The following is a 22,799-nucleotide window of genomic DNA, read 5'->3' on the forward strand; positions in this document are numbered from 1 at the left end:
TGAGAGCCGCGAGTGACGCCGATGAACAGCAGACGACTATTCCACGGCCGGCACATAGAGCGGTTGACCGACTTCTAGATGGGAAGTTTCCAGGCTGTTGTATTCCAGGATTTTTTCCAACACGACGGCTTGGTCTGAGTCGTGGGATAACCTGCTAGAAATTTCCCACAGCGTATCCCCGGGTTGCACAATGATTTGTTGGTACACCTCTGGCTCAGAACCGTCGGAGGCCACCGCAGAAGATCCTGGCAGTCCAAACCACAGGACAACCGTTAGCACACCGGCCACTGTGAGGCTCCCAATCACGATGAGTGTTCGAATCGTGCGGCGGCCTTTGCAGGTCAAAGTGAGTGTCGAGGTGGTCGAACCCGTGTTCGTCATAGTGCTCATCGATACCCTCCTGGCGTTTTGTGAGTGACACTTCGTATGTACTCATTGAAACAACCAGGTAGGACAGGATAAGGATCCGAAGACGCACAACGACGAGGCCGGTAGCTGCTTTATAGCTTGGCAGAGAGTCTCCGCAAACTGCCTAAAACCTGCTCGGTCGAGCGCGTGGCCCAGAAATCCGGCATAGAAGCTTTTAAGAATCCACCATAACCGGCAGTGGCCAGTCTCGAATCAAGCACAGCGACCACCCCGCGGTCGGACGTTGAACGTATCAAGCGGCCTGCGCCCTGGGCTAGCCGGACTGCCGCGTGAGAAGCCGACACGGACATGAAACCGTTGCCGCCGCGTTGACTGATATAGCGTGCCCGGGCCGAAGCCAACGGGTCATCTGGGCGTGGGAAGGGAATGCGATCGATGGTGACCAGCCGTAACGCGTCCCCTGGCACATCGACCCCTTGCCACAAGGTAAGCGTCCCAAAAAGGCACGCACTGGTGTCGTCGGTGAACTCATCGATGAGACCAGACAGTGTGGATTCGCCTTGAACGAGGATGTTCAGGTCTTTGCCGAAACGTAAGCGCATTTCTTCTGCTGCCGCTTTTGCCGCACTACGCGAGGAGAACAGACATAGCGCTCCCCCGTTGGATGCTTTCAACAGCTGTTCGAGCCGATCATGTGATTGCATTGATGGCTGTGGTCCCGGCTTCGGCAGATCATCGGCGACATAGAGTATGCCCTGCTTCGGATAGTCAAAGGGGCTACCGACATCAAGCGTCTTGTACTTGGTTCCCCCGTTGAGGGTGAATCCTAAATCGCCGGTGATCGCGTCAAACTTGCCACCAACAGCCAGGGTTGCTGACGTGAGGATGGTTGTGGTCTCGTTGAGCAGTTTGTCTCGGAATTTACCTGCAATAGACAATGGTGCAGCATAGAGCAGCGGCGCTCCATGCGGGTCTGCTTCGACCCAGCCCTGGCCGGGTTCAAAATGCGATGGTCGGGTTGCCCACACGACGGTGTCTGACTGGGGTTGTGATCCCGCTGAAATCAGTTGCTCGGCGGTGTCGAGAATCTCGGTCAAACGGTTTTTCGTGAGCTGTCGTTCGGAGTCCTCCGAGTCTGCGCTGCCGGTTTCTTTCAGGTCACTCAGCATGTGCCGTGTTTCTTCCCGCACAGTTTCCAGCGCGGTCAGCTGGTGCTCGTTGAGTCCTTGTGAAAACCAACCGGTGGGGGCCGGGGTGAATGCGGCTTCCAGTGCCACCGCAGCATCGGTAAGATCTGTGGCCACAACCGAGGCATCTTGTCTCGCCTGCTTTGCCACGCTGCGGATCATTGGACCGGACAAATGAGTGGTGACCGCCGAAGTGACTCTGTCGGTGAGTTCGTGCGCTTCGTCAATCACGATCACATCGGTGTCAGGCATAATGTTGAGGTCCTCGAACGCCGCGATCGCGAGCATAGCATGGTTGGTGACAACAATGTCAGCCTCACCCGCGGCCTCACGCGCCAACTCAGAAAAACATTCATCGGCAAATGGGCATTTGGACGCACCAATACATTCGCGTGCTGAGACGGATACTTGCCGCCATGCCTCATCCGTGACACCCGGTTTGAGATCATCGCGGTCTCCGGTGCCAGTATCCTCAGCCCAGGAACGTAAGCGCATGACTTCATCACCCAGTTGTGACAGTGGTTGACCAGTGACATCTGTCGAACCAAGCAGACTGTCATCATCGGGTTCAGTTGCTGCACCATTCAACTTATACTTGCACACATAGTTTGCTCGGCCCTTGAGCAACGCGACATCGACGCTTCGCGGCAGTGCCGGGCTCAACGTCTCCAGGAGACGGGGTAGGTCCCGATTGATGATTTGGCTTTGTAGCGCAAGTGTTGCGGTTGCGATGACCACCGGAGAATCACTTCCGAGCGCATAGTCCACTGACGGCACCAAATATGCAAGGGATTTACCGGTCCCCGTGCCCGCTTGAACCAAGAGGTGGGTACCAGTCTCCAGGGCCTGAGTGACTTCGGTGGCCATCTGTTGTTGACCGGGTCGAGACTGACCGCCGAGTTCGTCAACGACATCAGCCAACCAGGCGCTCACTTGCGTTTGCGCTTGGCTGGCTGCTTTGGTGTCTACCGGTTGGTTACCGGACATAGCTGAGGTAATTGTCCTTGTCTTGGGGGTAGACCAGCACGGTCATCGCAGTACCTTCTGGTTCATAAGTTTCCGTCAAAATTTCAGTGTCATCCGAGTGTAGTCGGTGCACGACATCGCCGTCGGTATAAGGCACTAACAAATCCAGGTGCACACTGGGACGTGGTAGTCGCTGGGCGATTGCCGCCTCCAGCTGTGCGAATCCTTCGCCCGATGCAGCCGAGACAATCAGCGCCTGCGGATATTTCCGTTGCAATCGCGCCAGCACAAGTGGGTCTGCCGCATCTGCTTTGTTGAAGACCATGAGTTCACTAATGTCTGCGATCTGTGTCTCGGCGAAGACCTGTCGAACAGCCATAATCTGAGCTTCAGGCTCTGGATGAGAGGCATCAACAACATGCACAATCAGATCCGCTTCATCGACTTCTTCCAGCGTCGATCGAAATGCCTCAACTAACTGAGTCGGAAGCTGCCGAACGAAACCGACCGTGTCGGTGAGCGTATACGCAACACCGTCAATTGATTCAGCGGATCGGACCGTCGGGTCCAACGTAGCAAACAAAGCGTTTTCTACTATGACGCCAGCTTTGGTCAAACGGTTGAGGATCGAGGACTTTCCAGCGTTTGTATACCCCGCGATGGCTACAGACGGGACCTGATTACGACGTCGGCGAGCTCGCTTCGTCTCGCGAGCATTTTTCATGCCTTTGATTTCGCGACGAAGTTTCGCCATCCGATCGCGGATTCGACGACGGTCGAGTTCAATCTTCGTCTCACCGGGGCCACGCGAGCCGATCCCAGCACCGCCTGCGGCCTGACCGCCGGCCTGACGAGACATAGATTCGCCCCAACCGCGCAGTCGTGGCAGCAGGTATTCCAGCTGGGCTAGCTCGACTTGAGCCTTACCCTCTTTAGATTGAGCGTGTTGGGCAAAAATATCGAGGATCAGTGCCGTACGGTCAATGACTTTAACACGGCAGACATCTTCGAGCCCGCGACGTTGTGATGGCGCCAATTCGGTGTCAACGATGATCGTATCTGCCCCATGCTCGCGCACAACGTCAGCGAGTTGTTCTGCTTTGCCTCGACCGAGAAAAGTTGCCGGATCTGGCGCGTGACGTCGTTGGATGATCCCGTCGAGCACAGTCGACCCGGCAGTGTTGGCAAGTGCGGCCAATTCACGCAGGGAGTGCTCGGCTTCGGTTACTGTGCCTTCGGTCCACAGCCCCGCCAACACAACATTCTCCAAGCGAAGCTGACGATATTCAACCTCGGTGACATCCTCCAGTTCGGTGGATAATCCGGCCACACGCCGCAGGGCATGGCGCTGGGCCAATTCGAATTGATCACCATCGAATTCAGTGTAATTCGATCCCCCGGCATCAAGCGCCTGAGCATTTTTCGCATACTCATCGTCCGCCTGGGTGTGCGAAGCTTTCGCATCTTCGGCAGATAAGATCCGATCGATCAGCTTTTTGACTTGCTGATCAACTTGAGGATCAGTGGGTTCGTGTTGAGTGACCATTTTCTCCTTGTGCAGAGGTTCTATTCCTTAATTGTAGTCTTTCACACGTGACGCTCCACGACTCGAGATCAGCCACGAATGTGGAGAGACCCGCGTGATGTTTTGTGCACTCTTGTAAGCAATACAACACAATCTTGAGGTGTAGTATTCCAGCGATCGTTCACCGCAGCACCCCGGAATGGCAACAATTGGTGGCCTTGGTCGTATTAGACTAAGCACGATGAACGATCACTATTTTTCTGCTGCGCCCATCGGACAAGCACGTCGACGCGTCGTCGAGGTGAAACTGGCTGGAGAAGATTTCGAAGTCGAAACTGCCGGGAGCATTTTCTCGCCCGATGGCCTTGATCGCGGCACGGCAGTGCTGCTCGACAACGTCCCCCATCCACCTACGGCCGGAGAGTTTTTAGATATCGGTTCTGGGTGGGGGCCCGTCGCTCTGACGATGGGGCTCCTCGCTCCGGACGCTCGCGTGACGGCTATCGAAGTCAACGAACGTGCTGCGAGTCTGACAGCTTCCAATGCAGCGCGTCTCGGCGTGGACAACATCACCGTGCAACATCCTGATGAAGTGCCTGAGGATGCGCGTTTTGACGTGATCTGGTCGAATCCACCAATCCGTATCGGCAAGCAAGCACTGCATGAGATTTTGTCACGCTGGTTGCCGGTACTTAATCATGGTGGACACGCTTGGTTGGTGGTGGCAAAGAAACTTGGAGCCGATTCCCTGATGCCTTGGATTGCCAAGATGCTTGATGAGCACAGTCCTGGGGAATTCACAGTTCGGCGGCCGGCAACGGACAAAGGGTTCCGTATTTTGCATATCGAGCGTGCCTAGAGTGTGCCAAAGAATGCAGTCGATAGCTTAGCGAAGGTCGACAGCCGCTGTTTCTCGTGCATCTGGACGACGATGTCGCCGTGTCCGGTTGCCACATTCCAAATCTTTAGCTGCTTGAGCCCTGACCAAGTTTGAAATGCGACGGTCGCAGCGGCAGCGGCGGATGCAAGATCGTGATCGTTCCGATTTTCTGTGTAGCTCCGCAGTCGAAGCTGGCCCATTTGCTCGTCCATCAGGGGATCTTGGGGTACGACGAAACTGGTGCTGGTTGGCATGGTAGGGGGCGGCTCAAGGGAAGGTTGCTGCTCAAGATCGATGGTTTCAAGCTCGTGCACTGATTCCACGGCAATGGTGACATGGTTGGTTTGGATGTGCACGCTTAGCCCCGGTCGTGGATCAGTGAGTCCTGCCGCCATCACGAGTACGTCTGAGCCTGCTGCTTCGGCCGTATTCGGTTCAGTAAACGCCCATTGTCCAATGTCGACACCAATATATGAAGGTGTATAGACCGTAGTAATCGGCCCAAAGTTGGATTCGAAGATGTGATGGCTGGTTTCCTCGACCGAAATTTTATTCAAGACAGCCAGGCCGCAGGTCGCGGCACGTGCTGGCTCGGTCATGTTGTGGGCTGGTGCGCCGTCAGCGTGCCACGCCTCGATACGGGATTGCGGGGTGGTCCCGCTCGAGGAGTCTTGGGCCGGGGCTATCAGCACGACTCCCCTGGCTCCAACGCCACCCACCCTGTCGCAGAGAGCGATAACGCGTTTTTCTGTGAGCGTGATTGCGTCCGCGGCATCATAGAACACGATCCAGTCCCCTACCGGGCCCGCGATTTTAACAAACCGAGTCCCAGCAAGAGTTTGACGAAGCAAGCCTTGCTCGTGCAGTGGCTGTGATTTAGCGGTCATGAGTGCACCCTAGCGTGATTCAATGACGGTTAAAGCATCTGCCACGAGATCATCGGATTGTGTATCAATCCAGTGAACTCGGTGATCGGCTTTAAACCAAGTTTCTTGGCGACGGGCAAATCGCCGCGTGGCTACTATTGTAGATTCGATTGCTTCGTTTTTGGTGATGGAACCGGCCAAGTAGTCCAGCATTTGGCGGTACCCAATAGCCTTCGAAGCGGTTGGGGCCTGGGCCAGTCCGGCGTCTTGCAGACGACTCACTTCTTCGACCCACCCTGCGTCGAACATCTTATAAACCCGTTGTTCGACTCGCTCGTGCAATAGCGTACGGGGAATACTCAACCCAATTTGAACTACCGGCTGGGTATCCGGATGATATTCGCGTTGCGGCATGAATGAGCTGAAGGGTCGACCCGTGAGTCGATGCACTTCTACTGCACGAATGATTCGTCGCTCATCGCTGAGCCGGTGGGCGGCATCGGGATCCACTGTTTGCAATTCCTTGACCAGATGGTCGATACCTGACAACTCGACTTCCCCGATGAGTTGTTGGCGTAGCGCAGTATTGGTCGGCGGAAATTCTAAAGTGTCCAGCGCTGCTCGGACGTACAGGCCAGATCCGCCGACCAAAATCGGTATTCTGTCGCGGGTTCGAATATCCGTAATCGTATTTCGAGCTTGCGTTTGAAACCCGGCGACAGTTGCCTCGACATGCAGCGGGTATATATCCAGCAGATGATGAACAATACCTTGCTGTTCGGCTTCAGTGATTTTCGCCGTACCAATGTCCATGCCTTGATAGAACTGCATGGCATCAGCATTAATAATTTCACCATCGACTGCCTGCGCCAGGGCCACGGCCAGATCAGATTTTCCTGTTGCCGTGGCTCCGACAAGCGCCACAACTGGCGGTCTATTATGCGTCGACACGCAAGCTCGGCAGCCCGAGGTTGACACCAGCTGTTGGTACCGACGAGCCAGTACCACACGATTCGGCCTGCCGACGATCCCAGGCGTCTCCTGCACGAGAGCGGCGGACGCAATACTCTTCTGCACTGGTCGGATCAGCAATGAGGTGATACGAGTACGCTTCGGTGATTGGCACTGTCACGAAATCACCGGGCCTCGGAGTTTCCACGCCGTGCGGGAGGCTAAAGTGCACGAGACGGTTATCTGGTGCCCGCCCAGTGAGGCGTCCGGTTTGTTCGCCTCGTGCACCGGTATCGTTGGTGACCAGTACTTCTTGTTCTGTCCCGACGCGCTTGGCCGATTCTTCCGCCGCTATACGATCTTGTAAGGCGACCAAGCGTTCAAAGCGTTCTTGCACGACTTCTTTTGGGATCTGGTCTCCCATTTCTGCAGCAGGCGTTCCTGCACGTTGAGAATATTGGAAGGTGTAGGCCATAGAAAATCGAGAAGCCTCCACGACGTCTAGTGTCTGTTGGAAATCTTCCTCAGTCTCACCCGGGAAACCTACGATAATATCTGTCGTGACGGCCGCATGTGGGATGCGTTCACGAACTTTGTCTAAAATTCCGAGAAATCGTTTTGATCGATAGGAGCGACGCATGGCTTTCAAAATCGTGTCTGAACCGGATTGCAAGGGCATATGCAGCTGCGGCATAACATTAGGAGTTTCGGCCATTGCATCGATGACATCTTCGGTAAATGATGCGGGGTGCGGACTCGTAAACCGAACGCGTTCCAGACCTTCAATGTCGCCTGTGGCTCGCAGGAGTTTCGAGAAAGCCTGACGATCACGGAATTCCACACCGTAAGTGTTCACGTTTTGACCAAGCAAGGTGACTTCCACGGCACCGTCGTCCACAAGTGCCTGTACCTCGGACAGAATGTCTCCAGGCCTGCGATCTTTCTCTTTTCCACGCAGGGATGGAACGATACAAAACGTACAGGTGTTGTTGCAACCCACCGAAATGGAAACCCAACCAGAGTAGCTGGACTCTCTTTTCGTGGGCAAGGTCGAAGGAAATGTTTCCAATGCTTCCAAGAGTTCGACTTGTGCAGACTCATTGTGACGCGAACGTTCTAGTAGCACCGGGAGTGACCCGATGTTGTGCGTGCCAAAAACAACATCCACCCAGGGAGCTCGCTCAACGATACTGTCCTGATCTTTTTGGGCCAGGCAGCCACCTACAGCAATTTGCATCCCAGGATGTTCATCCTTGACGACCTTGAGGTTACCGAGGTGCCCATAGAGTTTATTTGCGGCGTTTTCACGCACTGCACAGGTATTGAATACCACGAGATCGGGTGTGGCTTCAGCATCAGCCACTGTGTATCCGCGTTCTTCTAAGAGACCAGAAATTCTCTCGGAATCGTGGACATTCATTTGGCATCCGAACGTCCGAATCTCATACGAGCGTTGTGTGGTGGGTGCAATCGCAGCTTGAGTCACAGTGTTTTCATTCTTCGAGGGTATCAAGGTCGTGTGCGTTCATAGCATCAGTCACGATACTGAACGCGAGACCTGGTGCGTAGCCTTTTCTAGACAACATGCCTACCAGGCGTCGCACCATTCTATCGTGTTGTTTGCGGTCGTCGGGATCTGTTGATGACGGGACGGTGGCCCGAGTAAGTTTTCGGACCACCAACTCGTGTGCTTTGGCCCGTTCGTCTTCGTCTGATAACTGTTCCAGGGCAATCTCGGTGCTTTCGTCATCAACTCCGCGTTGGCGCAGCTCCATGCTTAATGCGCGGCGGGCCAACCCTTTTGAGCGATGTCGCGAACGAACCCAACTTTCAGCAAACAAAGCATCGTCGATCAACTCAACTTCTTCGAAGCGATCTAAGACTTCTTCAATGACCTGCTCAGGGATCTCTCGTTGGCGAAGTTTTTCCGCTAACTGATGTCGAGTTTTGGGCGCAGCAGCCAGCTGACGCAATATGATATTTCGCGCCTGCTGCTGCAGATCGGTCTTATCATCGTCCTGTTCCTGCATGGGGCTTAGCCGTCTTTGACAGCTTTCAACTCGACTTCTTCATCGTCCTCTACGGCTTCGGCCCCAAGACCCATAGCGGATTTGATGCGTTCTTCAATCTCGAGGGCAAGATCCGGGTTATCTTTCAAGAAGCGTCGAGAGTTTTCCTTGCCCTGTCCAAGTTGATCGCCATCGTAGGTGTACCAGGCACCGGATTTCTTCACAATGTTGTGTTCGACGCCCATATCGAGGAGACTGCCTTCGCGAGAAATACCAACACCGTACAGGATGTCGAATTCAGCCTGTTTGAACGGTGGGGCCATTTTGTTCTTGACGATCTTTGCCCGTGTGCGGTTACCAACAGGGTTGCCAGCTTCCTTCAAAGTTTCGATACGCCGAATATCGATACGCACAGAGGAATAGAATTTCAGAGCTTTACCACCGGTGGTCGTCTCTGGTGACCCGAAGAAGACGCCAACTTTTTCGCGTAGCTGGTTGATAAACATTGCGGTGGTCTTGGACTGTGAGAGTCGGCCAGTAATTTTTCGCAGCGCTTGGGACATAAGACGAGCTTGCAGACCAACGTGGGAGTCTCCCATTTCGCCTTCAATTTCGGCACGTGGCACCAGGGCTGCGACCGAGTCAATCACGACGATGTCTAGCGCACCGGAACCAATCAGCATGTCCATGATTTCCAATGCCTGCTCACCGGTATCTGGCTGTGATACGAGCAGCGCATCCGTATCAACGCCCAGCTTCTTAGCGTATTCCGGGTCCAAAGCATGTTCAGCGTCAATAAATGCTGCAATGCCACCTTGGCGTTGTGCTTCGGCAACAGCATGGAGCGCAACAGTTGTCTTACCTGATGATTCCGGACCGTAAATTTCGACTACACGACCACGCGGCAGACCACCAATACCCAGCGCGATATCAAGGCCCACTGACCCCGTAGGAATCACTTCAATTGGTGCCCGGACATCATCGCCGAGGCGCATAATCGAGCCTTTGCCGTAACTCTTATCGATTTGAGCGAGTGCTGCATCTAGTGCCTTATCGCGGTTGGTATTTGAAGACATACGGTGTACTCCTTGAATTGTCGATCGCAGGCCATACTAGCTTGCTGCCATGTTCTACAGTCTAAGAACCTTCGCGGACACGATAAGCCAACTCATCCAAATTGTGGATAACCCAGATACGGCAGAGAGAGCTAGGCGGCAACCTGTGGATAATTCTACAAACTCACCTGGGAATATCGAACATTGGGCGGCGTGTCGGAAGGTGTTACGCAGCACCTGTGTCACGGGGTTCAATATCTCTGCCGAGTCGTCGCGCTGTGGGTATCTCGTGGAGATCACACACAGCTGCCCAGACGTCTCTCGGCGCTATGCCGGTGGCCAGCGCCGTTTGAGCAGTACCTTTCAGTCCTGGCAGTTCGAGTGAACTGGCGATGATCCCTGCGTTTGCTGAACCAAATTCGTCTTCCATGAGGGTCCAGAATTGCGATTCTCTCATGTCGTTACCTCTTCGCGTTGGTGTGGGCATAGATCAAGGCCGCAAGCTCTTTACCGTACTGTAAGAGCTTGCGGCCTGTTTCAAGAATCGCGACGTGTCGTCGAAAGTCTAGCGATTTGCGAGTTGGTCACCACGGTTGTAGCCGGGTCCCTGCTGTTGTTGCTGCGCGTATCGGTGAGCGAGTTCAGCCGGGATCGTATCCGGAATCTGGACTGCTTCTTCGACCGCGATACGGTCCGAGACTTCACGCAGCATGACTGAAAGCGGAATATCAAGTGCGGCAGTAATGGCACTGAGTAGCTCAGATGATGCTTCCTTCTGTCCGCGTTCAACTTCGGAGAGGTAACCCAGCGATACACGAGCATCATGTGACACTTCGCGGAGAGTGCGACCCTGGCGCTGACGGACGTCACGTAGGACGTAGCCAATTTCTTCACGCAGGACAGGAACAGTGGGTTCCTTGGCTTCGTTCTGCTGATTCAAGGATTCGCCAGCTTTCAGCCAACGGGTTACACCATTAACAACGACTGGTTCTCTCATCATATTTATCCACCATCTCCTGTATCAATACGAATCTGTGCCCGGCGGGCGCAAGATTCTAAGACCTTCTACCATTACACAACATGGGTGTTGTCGAATTTGTTCCCCATTGGAACAATTTCTTTTAAATTTCTTCCCAAACCCAGCTATATGTGATATAGAACACTATTTGCCCTACCGAGTTGTGCTGTTGTTAGCTGACGAAGCGTTGTTGTGTGGGCAGCATCATTTTTGCTCTGCAAGCCATTCTGCCATCAGCTGGACGCACGCTGCCACCGTGGCACGTCGATTGTGGTCTCGGTTGCCATCGAAACGCAGCAATTTCACGGTTGTGTTTTCCTCTGATGCCAGCGCGATGAACGTCAAGCCGACCGCTTTGCCTTCCGACGGGTCTGGCCCGGCGACCCCCGTGGTCGATATGCCGATATCAGTTTGAAACCGCTGACGAGCACCGTGAGCCATTTGTTTTGCTGTGTCGGAGTCAACTGCCCCGCGAGAGGCCAACGTATCCACAGAGACACCTAGCAGTCGATGCTTGATGTTGTTGTTATAGGCTACGATCCCACCGTGGAATACAGCCGATGCCCCCGGCACGTCGGCTATGGCTGAGCTCAACATTCCAGCCGTCAGCGATTCGGCCGTGGCGATGGAAAGATTCTGGTGTGATAACTGTCCAACAATTTCTGTGAAATCGGTAAGGTCGTGCATGGTTCCTGCCTATCTAGTTGCCCACGGCTGAGTCTTCCCTGGGTGCTCTGATGGCCTTAATGACATAGTCGAGACCGGTCACTAATGTCACCAGCATGGCCGCGAAGACAATGACCCATCCGAACCAGAGCCACCAGGTGCCAACAAACGCCGCAAGCGGCAGAAGCAACGCGAGGATGCCGACAGTTTGCAGCACGGTCTTGATTTTCCCGCCGCGGCTCGCCGGCATGACCTTGGACCGCAACATAACCAACCGCATGAGAGTTATCCCCCACTCACGCAGCAAGATCACAATCGTGATCCACCACCAAATTTCTTCGAGCAGGGACATGGTGATCCATGCGGCCCCGGTAAGAAACTTATCAGCGATGGGGTCGGCGATTTTCCCAAAATTTGTGACCAGCCCTCGAGCTCTGGCGATATCGCCGTCGAGCTTGTCAGTGTACATGGCCACAGCAAAAATCGCGACTGCTACCCAGCGCGCCTGCATGGAGTCTTCGCCGAATGTACCCGATTCCCAAAGAGCCCAAACGAAGAACGGGACCAACAGGATGCGAACGCTGGTGAGCACATTTGGAAGATTGAATGCACTTACCTGCCCGTGAGCTGCCATGCGTCCTCGGATTCGCTGTCGTCGCTGGGGTCATAGTAGTCCGGTGTGTCAGTCTCCACCGGTGTATCGAAGGCTTGTGTTGCTGCGGGTTCAACTTGGTCTGGGACCGCCGATGGGGTGTCATCGCCTTTAATATTGCCGATGACGTCTGCCAACTCGTCTGGTTTCACCAAGACGTCGCGAGCTTTTGATCCTTCTGAGGGTCCAACGACACCGCGGGACTCCATGAGATCCATGAGACGACCTGCACGAGCAAATCCGACTCGCAATTTGCGCTGCAACATTGAAGTTGAGCCAAATTGTGAGGTCACCACGAGTTCGATGGCCTGGAGGAGGTCTTCGAGGTCATCTCCAATGTCCTCGTCGATAACTTTCGCCTGTTTCTCCGGCAGTACATCGTCACGGTATTGAACCTGCATCTGGGACTTCACGTGATCAACGACGTCTCGAATTTCTGACTCGTTGACCCAGGCACCCTGAACACGCATCGGCTTTGATTTCCCCATGGGCAAGAACAGGGCGTCACCTTGTCCCAACAGTTTCTCAGCACCGGGCTGGTCGAGCACGACTCGCGAGTCGGTCACTGATGATGTCGAAAAGGCCAAACGTGAGGGCACATTGGCCTTAATGAGCCCGGTGACCACATCGACGGATGGCCGCTGTGTTGCCAGCACCAGGTGTATACCGGCTGCACGGGCAAGCTGGGTGATTCTCACGACGGCATCTTCAACGTCTCGTGGGGCGACCATCATCAAATCTGCGAGTTCGTCGATGATCACCAGCAGGTATGGATACGGTTTCAGCTTGCGTTTGGAATCAGGTGGCAACTCGACTTTTCCGGCACGCACCGCATTATTGAAATCATCAATATGTTTGAACCCGAAGTGGGCCAAGTCGTCATAGCGGGTGTCCATCTCTTCAACGACCCATTGCAGCACTTCGGATGCCTTTTTGGGGTTGGTAATGATTGGCGTGACCAAGTGTGGCACGCCTTCATAGGCTGTGAGCTCGACACGTTTCGGGTCGACCAACACCATGCGGACATCGTCGGGGGTTGCCCGCATTAAAATTGAGGTGATCATGGAGTTCACAAACGCTGATTTACCTGCACCGGTTGCACCAGCGACGAGCAAGTGCGGCATTTTGGCCAAGTTGGCCATCACATAGCCGCCCTCAACGTCCTTACCGACTCCCATGACCATGGGGTGTTCTGTTTTGCGCGCTGCGTTGGACCGCATGACGTCACCCAGTGCCACGATTTCTTTATCGGTGTTGGGAATCTCTACGCCGATCGCCGATTTGCCCGGGATGGGTGACAGCACGCGCACATCAGTTGAGGCGACCGCGTAAGCGATGTTGCGCTCCAGGTTGGTGACTTTTTCCACCTTCGTCCCCGGGGCGACCTCGACTTCGTAGCGGGTGACCGTTGGACCACGGGAGAAGCCGGTGACTTCGGCTTCCACTTTGAATTGTTCAAAGACCGTATTCAGCGCTGCAACAACCCGATCGTTGACCTCAGAGCGCTCTTTCGGCGGTGGCCCTTGCGGCAGCATATCGATTGTTGGCAGGGTGTAGGTGACATCACCGTCGAGTTCTAACTGTTCGGAGCGCGCTGGAATCGGGGGCATATTGGCCACCGGTTTCGAGACTTCAGCGGCAGGTACCTGAGCGGCCTGCTCGGCGAGGCCGGCATCCTCACGAGCCTGTTGCAACGCGAGTTCGTCAGCGGTTGGACGGCGAACACCAGCTGGAACCGTGGGCTCGGTCGATTCCGGTGTGGCACCTTGTGCAATATCACCGTATGCTTCGGTGGCGGATTCGTCGCCCTCCACCTCGGCTTCAGCATCGAATAAGGAGCCAAAGTCCATAACCTGGGTCCCGTGATTGGTCTGTGGCCGCGGGACGGCGCTGGGCGCCTCATCGGACTCGTCCAAAATTTCAACGGCGGGTTTACCGTCATCAATAACAGCGGAGGCGTATGCTTCGTCTCCGGCTAATGGTTGCCCCGATGCGTCCACGTCATCAGTCGGCTTCGCACCGAAGAGTCGGGCGAAAAATCCGGGACGTTTCTTCTCTTTGGGCGCACGTTCGTGTTCGTAGAGGTATGACTGATCGTGGTCATCGTGGGTGCGTTGTGGCTCGTCATACGCGGTGTCTTCGGTTGAGGTCGTGGTGACCGCATCTTGTCCGGTGAGCCAGTGGTAGGCACCGACGATACGTGAGGGAATTCTTCCCACCGGCGTGGCTGTGATGACCAAGACCGAGAAGAACGCGATGACAATCATCAAGATCCATACCGGTACCGGTGTCACCAGCGTTGCCAGGGGGTCCACTACGAGGTAACCCACCACGCCGCCGGAGGTAAGTTTCTCTTCCATGGTGGCACCCATGGATGGATTCTCGAAGACCAGTTGGCTGATGCCGGAGCCGGCAACAGTAGCAAACGCCAGGCCAAAAAAGATCCGACCATTGGCACTATCGGCTTGTGGGAACCGGAAGAAACGTACGGCGATGATTAGTAAGACCAGTGGGAGCAGGATGGAGAACCAACCGAAGGTACCGGCCACAATATGGAATATGAATGACCCTACTGCGGGATCACTGGCTGGTGCCCACCACATGGTCCAGGCAATGACCAACGCGAGAATGAGGACGAAAAAGCCTGTCCCATCACGGCGCTGTTGGGCCGGTATGGCAACGTCGGGGCCCATTTTGCGCACGGCACCACCGAAGGGGGTGGCCATCGCGGACCAAAATCGCGTGATCGCCCGAACCACCCACGGTTGGGTGGTCTCAGTAACGTTGTAAGGTGTTTCTTCCGTTGTCGCAGTCGTCTTTTTCGATTTCGAAGTTGACTTATTCTTCGACGAACGGTCAGGGGAAGTACGTGTCGCCATACCCCCTAGGCTACCGCTTTTGCAGGCTCAACGTCGCATCCAACGGAATTTCGGCCTAAAAGTTTACGACTCGATGACGATCGGGACGATCATCGACCTCCGGCGCAGCTTCCGGGCAACCCATGATCCAAGGGTTCGACGCATCATCTGTTGTAACTGGTGTTTCGAGTGTTCTTTGCCAGACTTTGCGGCTTCGTCGAGTACTTTAACAATCTTTGGTTTGATCGCGTCGAACACCCCGTCGTCCTCGGCGACGCCACGAGAGTGGATTTCTGGGCCAGAGACGACCGCACGCGTTTCGCGATCGATGACGGCGATACAGGAGATGAAACCTTCTTCACCTAATACCTGGCGATCTTTCAGATCATCCTCGGTGACTGCACCGATGGAACGACCGTCGACGTAGACGTATTGCGACGAAATTTCGCCCACCTGCCGTGCCACGCCGTCCACGAGGTCAATGACTCCACCGTCCCCCGTGATCAGGACATTTTCTTCCGTAACGCCGGTCGCTTGGGCAATTTTTCCGTTGGCGATCAGGTGTCGTGTTTCGCCGTGGATGGGCATGACATTCTTGGGTTTGACGATGTTATAGCAGTACAACAGTTCGCCCTCGGAGGCGTGTCCGGAGACGTGGACGTGGGCATTGCCTTTGTGGATCACATTGGCACCGAGTTTCATCAACCCGTTGATGATGCGCGTGATCGCATTTTCGTTGCCGGGGATCATCGATGAGGCGAGGATGACCAAATCATCATGCTGAATCGTGATCTGACGGTGTTCGTCATTGGCCATCCGAGATAACGCTGCCATGGGTTCACCCTGCGAGCCTGTTGACATCAACACGACCTCGTGGTCTTCATAATCGTTGACGTGTTTCAGTTCAATGACAGTGTCCTCAGGCATATCGAGGTAGCCAAGTTTGGCTGCAATACCCATGTTATTGACCATCGAGCGTCCAACGAATGCGACCTTGCGGCCATGTTTAACGGCCGCATCCAGTACCTGTTGGACACGGTGAATGTGGGAGGCGAATGATGCCACAATGACTCGGCGTTGTGCTTTACCGATATAGTTCTCGATCACCGGGCCAATATCTTTTTCAGTCGGGGTAAACCCTGGCACCTCGGCGTTGGTCGAATCTGTCATAAACAGGTCGACGCCTTCTTCACCAAGTCGAGCGAAGGAACGCAGATCGGTGATGCGGCCATCGAGGGGCAACTGGTCCATCTTAAAGTCACCGGTGTGCAAAATCGTACCGGCTTCAGTGCGGATGGCGATGGCCAAGGAGTCTGGGATGGAGTGGTTGACCGCGACGAATTCCAGCTCAAAGGGGCCGAGTTTTTCGCGGCCACCATCCTGCGCTTCCAGTGTGAGCGGTTTAATCCGATGTTGCTGAAGTTTTGACTCAACCAGCGCGAGCGTGAGCTGTGAACCTATCAGCGGGATATCCGGGTTCAGCCGCAGCAAATATGGCACGGCACCGATATGGTCTTCGTGACCATGCGTCAACACGATAGCGACGACATCATCGAGTCGATCTTTGATGAAGTCGAAGTCGGGCAGGATGAGATCTACACCCGGTTGCACTTCCTCTGGAAAGAGCACTCCAGCATCAACGATCAGTAGTTTGCCGTTGATTTCGAATACCGTCATGTTGCGACCAATGTCGCCAAGGCCCCCCAACGGCACGATACGGCAAGTACCGTTTTGCAGCTTGGGTGGATGGGGCAAAACGTGGGTTTCGGTCATGGTCGCGTGTTTCCTCCGATAAAGTCAGTATGAGTCAGGGGTTCGGACGGTTAGAACGTGATACCGCCGTCGGCAAGGTCAGCTTTGATGACAGCTGCTTCGTGGTCGGTCGCTGCCACGAGGGGCAGCCGGACACGGGCAGACGGAATGACGCCTTGCCATTGCAGAACAGTTTTGGCTGCGACCGCACCCTGGATGTGGGTCATCACAGCACGCTGGATCGGGTCCAGTGCAAAGTGTTTTTGCCGAGCCGTAGCAAAGTCACCAGCATTGGCGGCATCGACGAGCTCGCGGAAGGTTCGGGGAGCCACATGCCCAGACACCGACACCACGCCGACGGCTCCAGCAGCCATCAGCGGCAGCGTTAACCCGTCGTCGCCAGAATAGACCGCCAGATCGGTGTTCGCCAGCGCTAGCGTCGTGGACTGGTAGTCGGCTTTTGCATCTTTGAGGGCAACAATATTGGCATGCTTCGCGAGGGCAACCAGCGTGTCAGGCTCAATGGACATCACAGAACGACCCGGGATGTCATAGAGCATGACCGGCAGGTCAGTTGCAGAGGCTATGTATTCGAAGTGAGCCTGAATCCCCGCTTGATTCGGCTTATTATAATACGGGGTGACGAGCAGCAGACCGTCGACACCGGCCGCTTCGGCCCGCTTGGAGAGGTGCGCCGAGTGAGCAGTGTCGTTCATACCGGTTCCGCCAAGCACCTTGGCACGCCCACCGACTGCTTCCACTACTGCTTCGAATACTTTGATGTTTTCGTCATCGGTGAGCGTAGAGGTTTCGCCGGTAGTACCGGTGACAACGAGACCGTCTGCTCCGTTATCGACCAGGTGGTTCGCCAAGGACTGTGCGGCGTTGATGTCGAGTTCGCCGTCGTCACTAAATGGGGTCACCATTGCAGGGATCATGGTGCCAAAAGGAGGTTCGGTCATTGAAGCGTCACCATGAGAAGGTGTTGGGAATGTCTGACTCATAGTCTCAAGCCTACCTGTGAGAATGGGTGAAAACACCTTAGGTCACACAAATGCTATTTGTGGTGACGAAATTACGCGAGAAAGTTGCTTATATGCGTCGACTTGATGCGCCCGGCCGCATTACTGGGTTGGATACCGCGCGGGGTGTGGCGATCCTGGGGATGATCGCCACCCATATTTTTCCACTCATGCAGTCGAATCCTGCCGGATATATTTTTCCGACGTGGGTCGGAGCCAGCCTCACGGGGGTGTCTTCTGCACTATTCGTGGTGTTGGCGGGGGTTGGACTCTCATTACTGACGAAAAATACGACGAACGTGGTCACTTCCAGAGTGCAGTTATCCGTTCGCGCACTGATACTGATCGTGATTGGGTTGTTGCTGGGCTTTGCCGGATCGAACGTCGCGATCATCCTGGTCCACTACGGTGTGCTGTTCCTTGCCGCCATGTGGTTCATCAATCTTTCGCGACGCGCGCTGACCATTACAGCCATCAGCTGGATTGTGGTCGCGCCGTTTCTGCACGGAGTCCTCACCCGGTTTATGCAACTCCAGGCAGGGGGCACCGCCTCATATGTGGACCAGTGGCGATTGTGGACGTCTCCGACCATTCTGGACATTATTCAGCAACCATTGCTGACCGTGTGGGACATCCTCTTTACCGGGTACTACCCTGTGATCTCGTTTCTGGGTTACGTGCTCGTGGGCATGGCCATCGGGCGAGCGAATTTGAACAAGCTCAAGACCGGTGTGGTGCTGCTCATTTCCGGCGCCGGGATCTATGTGGCATCGCGCGGCCTCGCTTCATGGTTCCTGTCGGACGAGGGGTTTGCGGGCCGAATTGCTCACGCCACGAATACTAGTCTGCACGAACTGTCAGCAGTGGCTGCTACCGGTTCTGGAATCAACACTGATCTGGTTATGGGCGCATCGCAGTGGTACGGCTTGGCGGTGCCGCATTCTGGGGCGCCTTTAGATGTCTATTCCACGGCAGGCGCAGCGTTGGGGGTCATTGGACTGTTTCTTGTGATAACGCGCGTCACGCTAGCGCGTCGAGTACTTTTCCCGCTGACGGCTACTGGGATGGTTGCACTGACCGCCTATGTGGTCCATGTAATCGTTACGGGTCTGTGGCCTACTGAATGGTCGCAGACGATGGCGGTGGATGACCCGATGTGGTCGCAAGCGTGGACCATGCTGATCATCCATTGGCTTACGGTGGCTGCCCTCGGGACGATTGTGTTCCTTGCAGGCACCCGGGGCCCATTGGAGTCGCTACTGCGCAACGTCTCCAACGGTTTCGGTAGCAAACGCTAGGCGCTGCGGTACATGGTAATCGCGTCGCGCAGGGCGGCTCTGGCTCGCTTGCGGTCCCCTGCCGCGTCGTAGGCGAGGCCGAGACGGTACCAGCTGCGCCAGTTGTCTGGATCAGCTGTTGTTTCGGCTCGGTATGTTTCAAATTCATCGTCTGCAGCGGCGCGGTCGATACGACCACGCACTCGGGGCAGATTGTCTTCTGGCAAGTTGCCTTCATCGTCGAGAATCTGCGCGAGCTTCTCTGTATTGGCACCGAAACGTATTTCGCGTACCAGGGCCCATACTCCCACGATCACAATGGCGACCACCGCGACACCAAGGACCTTCGCGATCCAATTATCTGCGACGATAAACGCTACTGCTGACCAGAGTGCTAACACCGCAAAGAGCAGTGTGAGGGCGGTCAACAGCGCAACGGCAATCTTATTCTTCATACGTGTTAGTCCAGGTCTAGGTAGGAGTCGAGCCCGTAGGATAAGCCAGGTCGTGATGCCACGGTGCGTAGGCCCAATAACACGCCGGGCATGTAGGACGAGCGGTCGAAGGCGTCATGGCGAAAGACGAGTTGTTGACCCGGTGTCCCCATGAGCACTTCCTGGTGCGCTTCCAATCCAGCGAGCCGCACGGCATGCACGTTGATGCCAGCGATCTGGGCACCACGAGCGTGATCTGGATCGTGTTCGGTGGCATCCGGGGATGGTCCAACACCCACCTGTTGACGGGCTTCAGCAATCATCTCGGCTGTTCGAACGGCTGTTCCTGACGGCGCATCCACTTTTTTCGGGTGGTGCATTTCGATAATCTCGACCGAGTCGAAGTACGGGGCTGCTTGGGCAGCAAAGCGTGTCGCCAGGACAGAACCGATCGAGAAATTTGGGGCGATCAATACGCCGACGTTTGGTTGTTCTGCGAGCTGGCGTTGCAGGACTTCACGTTTGTTTTCGGTCCACCCCGAAGTTCCGATGACAGTATGTAGCCCGTTGGCGACGGCGAATTCTGCAATGTCTGAGGAGACATCTGGAACCGTCAGATCGAGGACGTGTGTCGCGCCAGCCTCAGTGATGTCTGCCAATGGACTCTGGGAGGCAAGTTGTGCCACCAGTTCCATGTCGTCTGCGGCATGAATCGCGTCAATGGCGTGTTGCCCCATTTTTCCCGTTGCACCCACGAGTGCAACTTTGATGGGCTCTGTTGTAGAAGCTGCTTGAGATGACATGGGTCTTATCTTAGTAGACATCGGGGCCGAGGGTTTACCCCATAAGTGGCTTAACGGCCTATGCCGGGCAGAACCTTGAGTTCAACCCGGCATAGGTAGTTTTGAGGCGAGAAGTTAGCTTTCTGAGCCTTCGTCTTCAGCGTCCTCGTCAACAACTGGGACCAGGGAGAGTTTGCCGCGGTCATCAACCTTGGTGATTTCTACCTGGAGTTTGCTGCCGACTGCAACGATGTCGTCGACTTCGTCAACGCGTTTACCGTCGTTGAGTTTGCGCAATTCGGAGATGTGCAGCAGACCGTCTTTACCCGGGGTCAGGGAGATGAACGCGCCGAAGCTGGTGGTCTTCACGACGGTGCCGAGGTAACGTTCACCAACTTCTGGGACCTGTGGATTGGCGATGGCGTTGATGGTATCGCGTGCTTCTTCAGCTGCTTTACCTTCGGCCGAACCGATGAGTACGGTACCGTCATCTTCGATGCTGATGTCTGCGCCGGTGTCTTCTTGGATCTGGTTGATCATCTTGCCCTTGGGGCCGATGACTTCACCGATCTTGTCAACCGGGATTTGGACCGACAGGATACGTGGAGCGGTTGGGCTCATGTCGTCTGCTCCGTCGATGACGGATTCCATGACCGATAGGATGTGCAGGCGAGCTTCACGTGCTTGAGTCAAGGCTGCAGCGAGCACGTCGGCTGGAATACCGTCAAGTTTGGTATCCAGCTGAATAGCTGTGATGAATTCCTTGGTGCCTGCAACTTTGAAGTCCATATCGCCCATGGCGTCTTCGGCACCCAGAATGTCGGTCAACGCAGCATAACGAGTCTCGTTGTCGACGGTGTCCGAGACCAGCCCCATCGCGATACCTGCAACCGATGCACGCAGTGGTACACCTGAGTTGTAGAGCGACAAGGTTGATGCACAGACCGAGCCCATTGATGTGGACCCGTTGGAACCAAGGGCTTCCGAGACCTGACGGATCGCGTATGGGAACTCTTCACGAGATGGGAGCACCGGCAGGATGGCGCGTTCTGCCAGTGCACCGTGACCAATTTCGCGGCGTTTTGGCGAACCAACACGACCGGTTTCACCCACCGAGTATGGCGGGAAGTTGTAGTGGTGCATGTAGCGTTTGGAAGTTTCTGGGCTCAGGGAGTCCAGGTTCTGTTCCATTTTCAACATGTTGAGCGTGGTGACACCCATGATCTGAGTCTCGCCGCGCTCAAAGATTGCTGATCCGTGCACGCGAGGCAGTACTTCAACCTCTGCAGTCAGTTGACGAATGTCGGTCAGACCACGTCCGTCAATACGCACCTGGTCGGTCAAAATACGCTTGCGAACAATGTGACGGGTTACGGCGCCATAAGCTTTGACGATCTCGTCTTGACGATCTGCGAATGGTTTGCCTTCGCCGGCAAGTGCTTCGACGACTTCCTTATGGTATTCATCGGAAGCGGTTTCGCGTTCTTGTTTGTCACCAATCGAGAAGATTTCGGTCAAACGTTCACCGGCATAATCTTCTACTGCGTCAAAAGCATCCTGCTGGTATGCCACGAACAGTGGGATTTCAACAGGTTCTTTTTGTGCGCGCTCTGCAAGGTCGGCCTGAGTCTCGCACAACACCTTGATGAACGGTTTGGCGGCTTCAAGACCTTCGGCAACGATTTCTTCGGTTGGTGCTGAAGCGTTCTTGTCGTTGATCAGCTCCCAGGCTTCGTTCGTGGCCTCGGCTTCAACCATCATCACGGCGATGTCGTCATCGGATACACGACCGGCTACCGCCATATTGAATACAGCGTTTTTCAGCTGGGAGTGCTTCGGGAAAGCGACCCACTGAGTGTCACCATTTTCATCGGCAATGAGTGCGATGCGAACGGCACCGATTGGGCCGGCGAAGTCCATCCCGGAAAGGGTAGTGGACATCGAGGCCGCGTTGATCGCGACGGTGTCGTACAGCTCATCTGGGGCAATTGAAGTCACGGTGACGACGACCTGGACTTCGTTGCGGATGCCGTCGGCAAACGCTGGACGTAGCGGGCGGTCAATTAAGCGAGCGGTCAGGATCGCATCCGTAGGTGGACGGCCTTCACGACGGAAGAATGAACCGGGGATCTTACCCGCGGCATACTGACGTTCTTCCACATCTACGGTGAGTGGGAAGAAGTCAAAGCCTTCACGCGGGTTCTTGCCAAAGGTCGTGGCCGAGAGCATCGACGTTTCTTCGTCAATGCTGACCATTGAGGCGCCTGCGGCCTGTTTGGCCAAGCGTCCGGTTTCGAATCGTACGGTACGGGTACCGTATTTGCCGTTATCGATCACGGCTTCTGCAAATTGAATTTCTGGACCTTCCATAGGTCTCCTTTCAAACAATTTGCATCAAACCCGCAGGTCGGTCTTCGATCGAAGCCTCCGCAACTGTTGCTCCGGAGGCCACTGTCGAGGACCGGGAAACGAAACAGGCTTGATGCAAATATCTTTGGTGCCGTTCTGGCACCGGTTACTAGTCTAGTTA

The 22,799-nt window shown here is 55.1% G+C and carries 20 protein-coding genes; 2 read left to right on the forward strand and 18 right to left on the reverse strand.

Annotation, left to right across the window (positions count from 1 at the left end):
* Positions 1–36: 36 nt before the first annotated feature.
* From ACYVJT_RS09105 to hflX, 3 genes are all read right to left on the reverse strand, one after another.
* A complete protein-coding gene (locus ACYVJT_RS09105; protein WP_343957654.1) occupies positions 37–390 on the reverse strand; it encodes a LysM peptidoglycan-binding domain-containing protein in 354 nt (117 codons plus the stop codon).
* A gap of 110 nt (positions 391–500) precedes the next feature.
* Positions 501–2,543, reverse strand: a complete 2,043-nt coding sequence (locus tag ACYVJT_RS09110) for an ATP-dependent DNA helicase (protein ID WP_343957652.1) — start codon at positions 2,541–2,543, stop codon at positions 501–503.
* A complete protein-coding gene (hflX, locus tag ACYVJT_RS09115; RefSeq protein ID WP_343957650.1) occupies positions 2,533–4,068 on the reverse strand; it encodes a GTPase HflX in 1,536 nt (511 codons plus the stop codon). Before hflX ends, ACYVJT_RS09110 begins: the two co-directional genes overlap by 11 nt.
* A gap of 220 nt (positions 4,069–4,288) precedes the next feature.
* Here hflX and ACYVJT_RS09120 point away from each other — a divergent pair, with 220 nt between their 5' ends.
* Complete coding sequence (locus ACYVJT_RS09120) at positions 4,289–4,906, forward strand: class I SAM-dependent methyltransferase (RefSeq protein WP_343957648.1); 618 nt, start codon at positions 4,289–4,291, stop codon at positions 4,904–4,906.
* On the opposite strand, the gene ACYVJT_RS09125 is transcribed toward ACYVJT_RS09120, so the two are convergent.
* From ACYVJT_RS09125 to dapA, 12 genes are all read right to left on the reverse strand, one after another.
* Entirely contained in the window at positions 4,903–5,814 is a 912-nt protein-coding gene (locus ACYVJT_RS09125) for a hypothetical protein (RefSeq protein ID WP_343957646.1), read from the reverse strand. The two genes, ACYVJT_RS09120 and ACYVJT_RS09125, sit on opposite strands and share 4 nt — an antisense overlap.
* A 9-nt stretch (positions 5,815–5,823) precedes the next feature.
* Positions 5,824–6,717, reverse strand: a complete 894-nt coding sequence (gene miaA, locus ACYVJT_RS09130; RefSeq protein WP_343957644.1) for a tRNA (adenosine(37)-N6)-dimethylallyltransferase MiaA — start codon at positions 6,715–6,717, stop codon at positions 5,824–5,826.
* Between the two features lie 13 nt (positions 6,718–6,730).
* Positions 6,731–8,230, reverse strand: coding sequence for a tRNA (N6-isopentenyl adenosine(37)-C2)-methylthiotransferase MiaB (gene miaB / locus ACYVJT_RS09135; RefSeq protein ID WP_343957642.1), 1,500 nt, complete (start codon positions 8,228–8,230; stop codon positions 6,731–6,733).
* A 7-nt stretch (positions 8,231–8,237) separates the two neighbouring features.
* The gene (locus ACYVJT_RS09140) at positions 8,238–8,774 is read right to left on the reverse strand and encodes a regulatory protein RecX (RefSeq protein ID WP_343957640.1); all 537 of its coding nucleotides are present in this window, start codon (positions 8,772–8,774) and stop codon (positions 8,238–8,240) included.
* A 5-nt stretch (positions 8,775–8,779) separates the two neighbouring features.
* The gene (gene recA, locus ACYVJT_RS09145) at positions 8,780–9,829 is read right to left on the reverse strand and encodes a recombinase RecA (RefSeq protein WP_343957638.1); all 1,050 of its coding nucleotides are present in this window, start codon (positions 9,827–9,829) and stop codon (positions 8,780–8,782) included.
* A 205-nt stretch (positions 9,830–10,034) separates the two neighbouring features.
* Positions 10,035–10,265 (reverse strand): DUF3046 domain-containing protein, encoded by a 231-nt coding sequence (locus tag ACYVJT_RS09150; RefSeq protein WP_343957635.1) that lies wholly within the window; start codon positions 10,263–10,265, stop codon positions 10,035–10,037.
* 108 nt (positions 10,266–10,373) lie between these two features.
* Positions 10,374–10,808, reverse strand: coding sequence for a helix-turn-helix domain-containing protein (locus tag ACYVJT_RS09155; protein ID WP_343957633.1), 435 nt, complete (start codon positions 10,806–10,808; stop codon positions 10,374–10,376).
* A 222-nt stretch (positions 10,809–11,030) separates the two neighbouring features.
* Positions 11,031–11,513 (reverse strand): CinA family protein, encoded by a 483-nt coding sequence (locus ACYVJT_RS09160; protein ID WP_343957630.1) that lies wholly within the window; start codon positions 11,511–11,513, stop codon positions 11,031–11,033.
* A gap of 13 nt (positions 11,514–11,526) precedes the next feature.
* Entirely contained in the window at positions 11,527–12,126 is a 600-nt protein-coding gene (gene pgsA, locus ACYVJT_RS09165) for a CDP-diacylglycerol--glycerol-3-phosphate 3-phosphatidyltransferase (RefSeq protein WP_343957628.1), read from the reverse strand.
* Positions 12,105–15,023 (reverse strand): FtsK/SpoIIIE family DNA translocase, encoded by a 2,919-nt coding sequence (locus tag ACYVJT_RS09170; RefSeq protein ID WP_343957625.1) that lies wholly within the window; start codon positions 15,021–15,023, stop codon positions 12,105–12,107. The genes pgsA and ACYVJT_RS09170 overlap by 22 nt, the downstream gene beginning before the upstream one ends.
* 63 nt (positions 15,024–15,086) lie before the next feature.
* On the reverse strand, positions 15,087–16,775 hold the full coding sequence (locus tag ACYVJT_RS09175) for a ribonuclease J (protein WP_343957622.1): 1,689 nt from the start codon (positions 16,773–16,775) through the stop codon (positions 15,087–15,089).
* A 50-nt stretch (positions 16,776–16,825) separates the two neighbouring features.
* Positions 16,826–17,716: a 4-hydroxy-tetrahydrodipicolinate synthase gene (gene dapA, locus ACYVJT_RS09180; RefSeq protein ID WP_343957620.1), complete on the reverse strand. Its 891-nt coding sequence runs from the start codon at positions 17,714–17,716 to the stop codon at positions 16,826–16,828.
* A 104-nt stretch (positions 17,717–17,820) separates the two neighbouring features.
* Here dapA and ACYVJT_RS09185 point away from each other — a divergent pair, with 104 nt between their 5' ends.
* Positions 17,821–19,074 (forward strand): heparan-alpha-glucosaminide N-acetyltransferase domain-containing protein, encoded by a 1,254-nt coding sequence (locus ACYVJT_RS09185; protein WP_343957618.1) that lies wholly within the window; start codon positions 17,821–17,823, stop codon positions 19,072–19,074.
* On the opposite strand, the gene ACYVJT_RS09190 is transcribed toward ACYVJT_RS09185, so the two are convergent.
* The 3 genes from ACYVJT_RS09190 to ACYVJT_RS09200 form a co-directional block, all read right to left on the reverse strand.
* On the reverse strand, positions 19,071–19,508 hold the full coding sequence (locus ACYVJT_RS09190; protein WP_343957615.1) for a hypothetical protein: 438 nt from the start codon (positions 19,506–19,508) through the stop codon (positions 19,071–19,073). The two genes, ACYVJT_RS09185 and ACYVJT_RS09190, sit on opposite strands and share 4 nt — an antisense overlap.
* A 5-nt stretch (positions 19,509–19,513) precedes the next feature.
* On the reverse strand, positions 19,514–20,290 hold the full coding sequence (gene dapB, locus ACYVJT_RS09195) for a 4-hydroxy-tetrahydrodipicolinate reductase (protein WP_343957613.1): 777 nt from the start codon (positions 20,288–20,290) through the stop codon (positions 19,514–19,516).
* A 114-nt stretch (positions 20,291–20,404) separates the two neighbouring features.
* Positions 20,405–22,639 carry a polyribonucleotide nucleotidyltransferase gene (locus ACYVJT_RS09200; protein ID WP_343957611.1) on the reverse strand — a complete coding sequence of 745 codons (2,235 nt, stop codon included), beginning with the start codon at positions 22,637–22,639 and terminating at the stop codon, positions 20,405–20,407.
* Positions 22,640–22,799: the final 160 nt, after the last annotated feature.

The organism is Yaniella soli (genome assembly GCF_054782375.1).